The organism is Burkholderia sp. Tr-862 (assembly GCF_011753085.1).
GTDB classification, from domain to species: Bacteria; Pseudomonadota; Gammaproteobacteria; order Burkholderiales; family Burkholderiaceae; genus Burkholderia; species Burkholderia ambifaria.
Genome location: NZ_VWWG01000234.1, coordinates 1 through 7,915 on the forward strand (window position 1 = coordinate 1; position 7,915 = coordinate 7,915).

General features: G+C 66.0%; 8 protein-coding genes. 2 read left to right on the top strand and 6 right to left on the bottom strand.

Going from position 1 to position 7,915, the window contains the following annotated elements:
* Positions 1 to 907: MltA domain-containing protein (locus tag F3J14_RS32220; RefSeq protein ID WP_166726365.1), on the top strand; the 907-nt coding region annotated here is incomplete at its 5' end.
* A 132-nt stretch (positions 908 to 1,039) separates the two neighbouring features.
* On the opposite strand, the gene paaK is transcribed toward F3J14_RS32220, so the two are convergent.
* The 5 genes from paaK to paaN form a co-directional block, all read right to left on the bottom strand.
* The gene (gene paaK, locus F3J14_RS32225) at positions 1,040 to 2,338 is read right to left on the bottom strand and encodes a phenylacetate--CoA ligase PaaK (protein ID WP_166726366.1); all 1,299 of its coding nucleotides are present in this window, start codon (positions 2,336 to 2,338) and stop codon (positions 1,040 to 1,042) included.
* A 38-nt stretch (positions 2,339 to 2,376) separates the two neighbouring features.
* Entirely contained in the window at positions 2,377 to 2,829 is a 453-nt protein-coding gene (paaI, locus tag F3J14_RS32230) for a hydroxyphenylacetyl-CoA thioesterase PaaI (RefSeq protein WP_166726367.1), read from the bottom strand.
* Between the two features lies 1 nt (position 2,830).
* Complete coding sequence (gene paaG, locus F3J14_RS32235) at positions 2,831 to 3,622, bottom strand: 2-(1,2-epoxy-1,2-dihydrophenyl)acetyl-CoA isomerase PaaG (protein ID WP_166726368.1); 792 nt, start codon at positions 3,620 to 3,622, stop codon at positions 2,831 to 2,833.
* Positions 3,623 to 3,667: 45 nt separating this feature from the next.
* Positions 3,668 to 4,870, bottom strand: a complete 1,203-nt coding sequence (gene pcaF, locus F3J14_RS32240; protein ID WP_166726369.1) for a 3-oxoadipyl-CoA thiolase — start codon at positions 4,868 to 4,870, stop codon at positions 3,668 to 3,670.
* Between the two features lie 87 nt (positions 4,871 to 4,957).
* Positions 4,958 to 6,664, bottom strand: a complete 1,707-nt coding sequence (paaN, locus tag F3J14_RS32245) for a phenylacetic acid degradation protein PaaN (protein ID WP_166726370.1) — start codon at positions 6,662 to 6,664, stop codon at positions 4,958 to 4,960.
* Between the two features lie 129 nt (positions 6,665 to 6,793).
* Here paaN and F3J14_RS32250 point away from each other — a divergent pair, with 129 nt between their 5' ends.
* Positions 6,794 to 7,570 (top strand): enoyl-CoA hydratase, encoded by a 777-nt coding sequence (locus tag F3J14_RS32250; RefSeq protein ID WP_166726371.1) that lies wholly within the window; start codon positions 6,794 to 6,796, stop codon positions 7,568 to 7,570.
* A 138-nt stretch (positions 7,571 to 7,708) separates the two neighbouring features.
* Here F3J14_RS32250 and F3J14_RS35470 read toward each other — a convergent pair.
* A partial coding sequence (locus tag F3J14_RS35470; protein ID WP_211080414.1) for a hypothetical protein occupies positions 7,709 to 7,915 on the bottom strand: 207 nt, incomplete at its 5' end.

Genomic DNA, 7,915 nt, shown 5'->3' on the forward strand with positions numbered 1-7,915 from the left:
TCTGCGGCAGAACTGCGTGCGGCTCGCGCGCCAGCCGGCGTGGCAGCGCGCCTGCGCGGCCGCGGATCGCCTCGACGAACTCGACGTCAGCGGCGCGCGTGCATTCTTCGAAACGTATTTCACGCCGTTTCAGCTGGCGAACACCGACGGCACGCTCGACGGGCTCGTGACCGGCTATTACGAGCCGCTGCTGCACGGCTCGCGCGTGCGTCGCGGTCCTTACCAGTACGCGCTGTACCGCTGGCCGGCAGGTTATCGCGCCGGCGCCGCGCTGCCGGCTCGCGCGCAGCTCGAGCGCGCCGGCATCCTGAACGGCAACGAACTCGTGTGGGTCGACGATCCGATCGAGGCGTTCTTCCTGCAGGTGCAGGGTTCGGGGCGCGTGCTGCTCGACGACGGTTCGGTGATGCGGGTCGGTTTCGGCGGTACCAACAACCAGCCGTATCGTTCGATCGGCAAGTGGCTGCTCGATCGCGGCGAGTTGACGCCCGCACAGGCGACGATGCAGGGCATCAAGGCGTGGGCGAAGGCGAACCCGACTCGCGTCGACGCGTTGCTCGATACGAATCCGCGATTCGTGTTCTTCCGTGACATGCCGACCAAGGAAGATGCGCCGCACGGCGGCGCGGACGGCCCGATCGGCGCGCTCGGCGTGCCGCTCACGCCCGAGCGCTCGATCGCGGTCGATCCGTCGTCGATCCCGCTCGGCACGCCCGTGTTCCTGCAGACCACGCGTCCTTTGACGAATACGCCGATGAACCGGCTCGTGTTCGCGCAGGATACGGGTTCCGCGATCCGGGGCGGCGTGCGGGCCGACTATTTCTGGGGGCTCGGCGACGACGCCGGCGACCAGGCCGGGCGGATGAAGCAGACCGGCCGGATGTGGCTGCTGTTCCCGAATTCGTGATGCGCGGCGGTGCCGGCGTGCACGTGTAGCCGGGCATCGAAACGAAACAGCCCGATCGGTTTGTTGGCCGGTCGGGCTGTTTTTTTGCGTGCGCGATTGCTGCTTCGCGTGGCGATGGGGCCGCGGCGGGTGTCAGCCCTTGCGCTTGTCGATCACGCGGCGTGCCTTGCCGACCGAGCGCTCGATCCCGTTCACGGGCAGCACGTTGATCACGGCCGTCACGCCGATCAGCGACTTGATGTCGTGCGCGAGCGCCTGCCTGGCGGCATGGATCGCCGCCGTGTCGGGGGCCGTTTCGGGACACGGTTCGACGTTGAGCGTCAGCACGTCGAGCGGCCCTTCCTTCGTCAGCACGATCTGATAGTGCGGCGCGAGCGCGTGCTGCTTCAGCAGCTGTTCCTCGATTTGCGTCGGGAAGACGTTGACACCCCGCACGATCATCATGTCGTCCGAACGCCCGGTGATTTTTTCCATCCGGCGCATTGCGCGCGCGGTGCCGGGCAGCAGACGCGTGAGGTCGCGCGTCCGGTAGCGGACGATCGGCAGTGCTTCCTTCGTCAGCGACGTGAAGACCAGCTCGCCGAGTTGGCCGTCCGGCAGCACTTCGCCGGTCTCGGGATCGATGATTTCCGGATAGAAGTAGTCTTCCCAGATGGTCGGGCCGTCCTTGGTCTCGACGCATTCCGACGCGACGCCCGGACCCATTACTTCGGACAGCCCGTAGATGTCGACCGCATCGATGCCCATGCGCTGCTCGATGGCCACCCGCATGTCGTTGGTCCACGGTTCCGCGCCGAAGATGCCGATGCGCAGCGAACTTTGCGCGGGGTCGAGGCCCTGGCGCTCGATCTCATCGGCGATCGACAGCATGTAGCTCGGCGTCACCATGATGATGTCGGGCCGGAAATCCTGGATCAGCTGCACCTGCTTCTCGGTCTGGCCGCCGCCGAACGGGATCACCGTCAGCCCCGCGCGTTCGGCGCCGTAGTGCGCGCCGAGCCCGCCCGTGAACAGCCCGTAGCCGTAGCTGACGTGAACCTTGTCGCCGCGGCGCGCGCCGGCCGCGCGGATCGAGCGCGCGACAAGATTCGCCCACGTGTCGATGTCGCGCGCCGTATAGCCGACCACGGTCGGCTTGCCGGTCGTGCCCGACGACGCGTGAATGCGCGAGATCTGGTCCTGCGGCACCGCGAACATCCCGAACGGATAGTTGTCGCGCAGGTCGCTCTTGGTCGTGAACGGGAAGCGCGACAGATCCGCGAGCGTTTTCAGGTCGTCGGGATGCACGCCCGCTTCGTCGAATTTGCGGCGATAGACGGGGGAGTGCTCATACGCATGCCGGAGCGACCATTTCAGGCGTTCGAGTTGCAGCGCGGTCAGCTCGTCGCGTGAGGCGGTCTCGATCGGCTCGAGCGGTAGCGGGGTAGTCATGCGTGTCTCCAGTGATTGTTATGAGCGAGCCGCGGACGTCAGCGTTCTTCCGGAAGGACCGTGCCCTTGATCTGGGTCGATTTGCCGCGAAACATTGCGACCGTTTCGCCTGTCTGGTTCGTGACGCGGATGTCGTAGATGCCGTGCCGGCCGCTGCGCGTCTGTTCGATCGCCTCGGCCGTCAGCAGGTCATTGCCGTATACGGGACGCAGGTATTCGATCGAGCAGCCCGCCGCAACGGTATTCAGGTTGTACGAGTTGCACGCAAACGCGAACGTCGAATCAGCGAGGGTGAAGATGATGCCGCCGTGGCAGGTCTGGTGTCCGTTCAGGAATTCCGGCCGTACGCGCATCTGCAGGCGAGCGTAGCCGGCGCGCACTTCGGCGATTTCCATGCCGAACGCGCGGCTGCAGGCGTCCGCATCGTACATGGCCTGGGCCGTCGCACGGGCGAGCGCATCGGGGGCGAGCGTGTCGGTGGACGTGGTCATGTCAACGCCCCTCGAAGCGCGGCGCGCGCTTTTCGATGAACGCCTTGACGCCTTCCGCGTAGTCGGCCGACTGGCCGAGCTTGCGCTGCAGGTCGCGCTCGAGGTCGAGCTGCTGGTCGAGCGTATTCGTCATGCTGTCGCGCATCGACTGCTTGATCGACGCGATCGCGAGCGTCGGCTGCTGCCCGAGCTGGTTGGCGACCTGACGGGCCGACGCGGCGAGCGCATCGTCGTCGACCGCGCGCCAGATCAAGCCCCATTGTTCGGCCTGTTCGGCGCCGAGCTTGTCGCCGGTCAGTGCGAGCCCCAGCGCGCGGGCCATGCCGACGCGTTGCGGCAGGAACCAGGTGCCGCCCGAATCGGGTACGAGCCCGATCTTGACGAAGGCCTGGATGAAACTGCTCGAGCGCGCGGCAAATACGATGTCGCATGCGAGCGCGAGATTCGCGCCGGCGCCGGCCGCCGTGCCGTTGACGGCGGCGATTACCGGAATCGGCATGCGTTGCAGGCGGCGGATCAGGGGATTGAAATACTCGTCGATCAGCGTGCCGAGGTCGGTGGACGCGCCTGGCGTGAAGTCGAGGTCGGCCAGGTCCTGGCCCGCGCAGAAGCCACGTCCCGCACCCGTCAGGATCAGCGCACGCGCGCCGCTCGCCTCGACTTCATCGAGTGCCGACTGCAGTTCGCGGTGCATCGCCCGCGTGAAGCTGTTCAGCTTGTCCGGACGGTTGAGGGTGATCGCGGCCACGCGGGCCGCCTGATCGATATCCAGCTGGATCGCCTGATATGACATGCAGAGTCTCCTTCATGACTTCGTTATAGGCGCGCGGCGCGTCGGTTACACGCGTTCGATCGCGATCGCGATGCCCTGGCCGACGCCGATGCACATCGTACAGAGCGCAAAGCGGCCGCCCGTACGCTCGAGTTGGTGAAGCGCCGTGGTCACGAGCCGCGCACCCGATGCGCCGAGCGGGTGGCCGAGCGCGATCGCACCGCCGTTCGGGTTCACGCGCGGATCGTCGTCGGCGACACCGAGCATGCGCAGCACCGCGAGACCCTGCGAGGCGAACGCTTCGTTCAGCTCGATCACGTCGAACTGGTCGATCGTCATGCCGAGCTGGCGCAACAGTTTCTGCGTGGCTGGCGCCGGGCCGATACCCATCACGCGCGGCTCGACGCCGGCGCTCGCCATGCCGACGACGCGCGCGCGGCGGCGCAGCCCATATTGATCGGCGGCTTCCGCGTTGGCGAGCAGCAGGGCGCATGCGCCGTCGTTGACGCCCGACGCGTTGCCGGCCGTTACCGAGCCGTCGGGACGCACGACACCCTTCAGCTTCGCGAGCGCTTCGAGCGATGTTTCGCGTGGATGCTCGTCGAGCGATACGACGAGCGCGTCGCCTTTTTTCTGCGGAATCGTGACTGGGACGATTTCAGCGGCGAGCGTGCCGTCCTGCTGCGCACGCGCGGCCTTCTGCTGGCTGCGCAGCGCGAACAGGTCCTGATCGGCGCGGCTGATGTTGTAGTCGACCGCGACGTTCTCGGCCGTCTCGGGCATCGAGTCGACGCCGTATTGTTGTTTCATCAGCGGATTGACGAAACGCCAGCCGATCGTCGTGTCGAAAATGGCGGCCTGGCGCGCGAATGCGCTGGCGGCCTTGCCCATCACGAACGGCGCACGCGTCATGCTTTCCACACCGCCCGCGATCATCAAGCGTGCCTCGCCCGCCTTGATCGCACGCGCGGCCGTGCCGACGGCGTCCATGCCCGAGCCGCACAACCGGTTCAGCGTCGTGCCCGGCGCGGCGGTCGGCAGGCCCGCGAGCAGCGCGGACATGCGCGCGACGTTGCGGTTGTCTTCGCCGGCCTGGTTCGCGCAGCCGTAGATCACGTCGTCGATCGCCGACCAGTCGACGTTCTGGTTGCGTTCGATCAGCGCCTTGAGCGGCACCGCGCCGAGATCGTCGGCGCGAACGTCTTTCAGGGCGCCGCCGTAGCGGCCGATGGGGGTGCGAATCGCGTCGCAGATGTAGGCGTCGGTCATGGATATGTCGATGTGCAACGAACCCGCCGAGTGGCGGATTCGTTCATGGTAGGGAACGTGGCGGCGTTTGCACGTCGGCCATTCGGGTTATGCAGTCTGGCCGACTTCCGCGGGCACGGCCTTCGGTGCAACATGGACGCGGCTTTGCACCACGCGGAACCGATTGGCGACGAACGCCGGGTCGGCCAGCGCCGCGTTGGCAGCCGGGTTCGCACCGGTGCCGTGGAAGTCGGAGAACGCGGCCGACTGGTTGACGAACACACCGCCCGTCAGGTTGATCGACAGCGCGACGCCGCCACGCACCGCGGCATCGTGCGCGGCGTCGAGGATCTTGTCGTCGGTGCTATAGACGGAAAGCGTCAGCGCGCCATGCTCCGCGGCGATTTCGCCGGCGAGATCGAGCGACTGTGCGGTCGAGTCGGTCGCGATCACGAACGAGATCGGGCCGAACCACTCCTGCGTGAATTTCGCGCGGTCGGCCACGTCGAGCTGCAGCACCAGCGGCGTGCGCACGCGAGCGTCGGCGAACGCCGGGTGCTGGAGCGTCTGGCTGTCGGCGAGCACGCGGCCGAGCTTGCGGGCGTCGTCGATGCGCGCGGTCACGCCGTCGTTCTGGATCGCGCCGATCAGTTCGACCGAGCGAGCCGGGTCGCCGGTCAGCTTCTGCACGGACACGGCGATCGCCTGCGCGACTTCGTCGAAGCTCGCGTGGCCGTCTGCCGTCCGGATGCCGTCGCGCGGGACGTAGATGTTCTGCGGTGCGGTGCACATCTGGCCGGAGTACAGCGCCAGCGAGAACGCGATGTTCTTGGCCGCGGCCTTCAAGTCGTCGGTCGAGTCGATCACGATCTGGTTGACGCCGGCCTTCTCCGTATACACCTGGGCCTGATGGGCATGGCGTTCGAGCCACGTGCCGTTTTGCGTGCTGCCCGTGAAGTCGATCAGCTTGATTTCAGGACGCAGCGCGAGGTCCTGGACGAGGGCGCCGTCGTTCGGCTCGGTTGCGAGGAGCGTGACGACGTTCGGATCGAAGCCGGCCTCGCGCAGCACGTCGCGGGCGATGCGAACCGTGATCGCGAGCGGCAGGATCGCGCCCGGGTGCGGTTTGACGATCACCGTGTTGCCGGTCGCCAGGTCGGCGAACAGGCCGGGGTAGCCGTTCCACGTCGGGAACGTGCAGCAGCCGAGCACGAGGCCGGTGCCGCGCGGGACGATCGTATAGCGCTTGTGCATCGCGAGCGGCGGGTTCTTGCCTTGCGGCTTTTCCCAGTGCGCATCGGCGGGGATGCGACGCAGTTCGTCCCAGGCATAGGCGACTGCTTCGAGTGCGCGATCCTGCGCATGCGGGCCGCCGGCCTGGAACGCCATCATGAACGCCTGGCCCGTGGTGTGCATCACGCTGTAGGCAATCTCGAAGCTTGCGCGGTTCAGCCGCGCGAGGATTTCGAGGCTGACGCCGATCCACGCGCTCGGGCCGGCTTCGCGCCATGCACGCTGGGCAGCGGCGGCCGCTGCAATCAGCTCGTCGGGCGTCGATTTCGGATAGCGGATGCCGAGTGCGATCCCGTACGGCGACTGCTCCGCGCCGACGGTTCCGCCGGATGCCGGCTGGTCGAGCACGAACGTGTTGCCGAGGTGTGCTTTGAACGCCGCTTCACCATCGGCGTTGGCGCTTTCCCCGTACACTTTGGGACTTGGCATTTCCGCGAACGGGCTCCAGTACCCGCGGCTCTCGATGGCGGCGAGAGCGTGTTTCAGCGTGTCTTCGTGCTTCGTGAACAGTGCATGGGTCATGACGGCAGCCTGATGGACGTTGAGAGGAATTGGACCGATTAATTAACCGACCGGTTGGTCGGAGAATGGTAGCATCAAACTATTCGCGTGTGCGAGGCGTTTCTCATTTCATTGATCGAGGAGAAATAGATGTCTTACGAGAACATCCTGGTGGAGACCCGGGGGCGGGTCGGGCTGGTCACGCTCAACCGTCCGAAGGCGCTCAATGCGCTCAACGATGCGTTGATGGATGAATTGGGCGCTGCGCTGAAAGCGTTTGACGCGGACGACGAGATCGGCGCGATCGTCGTGACGGGGAGCGAGAAGGCGTTCGCGGCCGGGGCCGACATCGGCATGATGGCGACCTATTCCTATATGGATGTCTACCGCGGCGACTACATCACGCGTAACTGGGAGACCGTCCGCGAGATCCGCAAGCCGATCATTGCTGCCGTGGCGGGGTTCGCGCTCGGCGGCGGCTGCGAGCTCGCGATGATGTGCGACATCATCTTCGCGGCAGATACGGCCAAGTTCGGCCAGCCCGAAATCAAGCTGGGCGTGATGCCGGGTGCAGGCGGCACGCAGCGCCTGCCGCGCGCGGTGTCGAAGGCGAAGGCGATGGACATGTGCCTGACCGCGCGCTTCATGGATGCGGCCGAGGCAGAGCGGGCAGGGCTCGTTTCGCGCGTGCTGCCGGCCGACAAGTTGCTCGACGAAGCGATTGCCGCGGCGACGACGATCGCCGAGTTCTCGCTGCCGGCGGTCATGATGGTCAAGGAGTCGGTGAGCCGTGCGTATGAGACGACGCTGGCCGAGGGCGTTCATTTCGAGCGTCGACTGTTCCATTCGCTGTTCGCGACCGAAGATCAGAAGGAAGGGATGGCGGCATTCGTCGAGAAGCGGAAGCCGGTATTCAAGAACCGCTGATTCGATGGCGACGGGTGTCGGTCGCCGGCATGATTTCCTGGTGCAATGAACCCCAGCCCCCGTGCGCGACAGCGCACGGGGGCTTTTTCAAAATATTTTCACAAAGGGGCTTGCGGAGACGGGGGCGGGTGCTTAGAATCACGCCTCTTTCGCGCTAACGGAAACGCGGCGCGAGAGGGAAGGGAAGCGGTGCTGTCGAAGGTTGCTGTAGTGACCTTGGCGCACACGAAGTTGAACCCCCGCCGTCGCAACGAAGCAGTTCAAAAAGTTGTTGACGAGCGAAGAAAGACGGTTCATAATCTCGCTTCTCTGCTGCTGAAAACGCAGCGCTGCTGAGAAACAGAA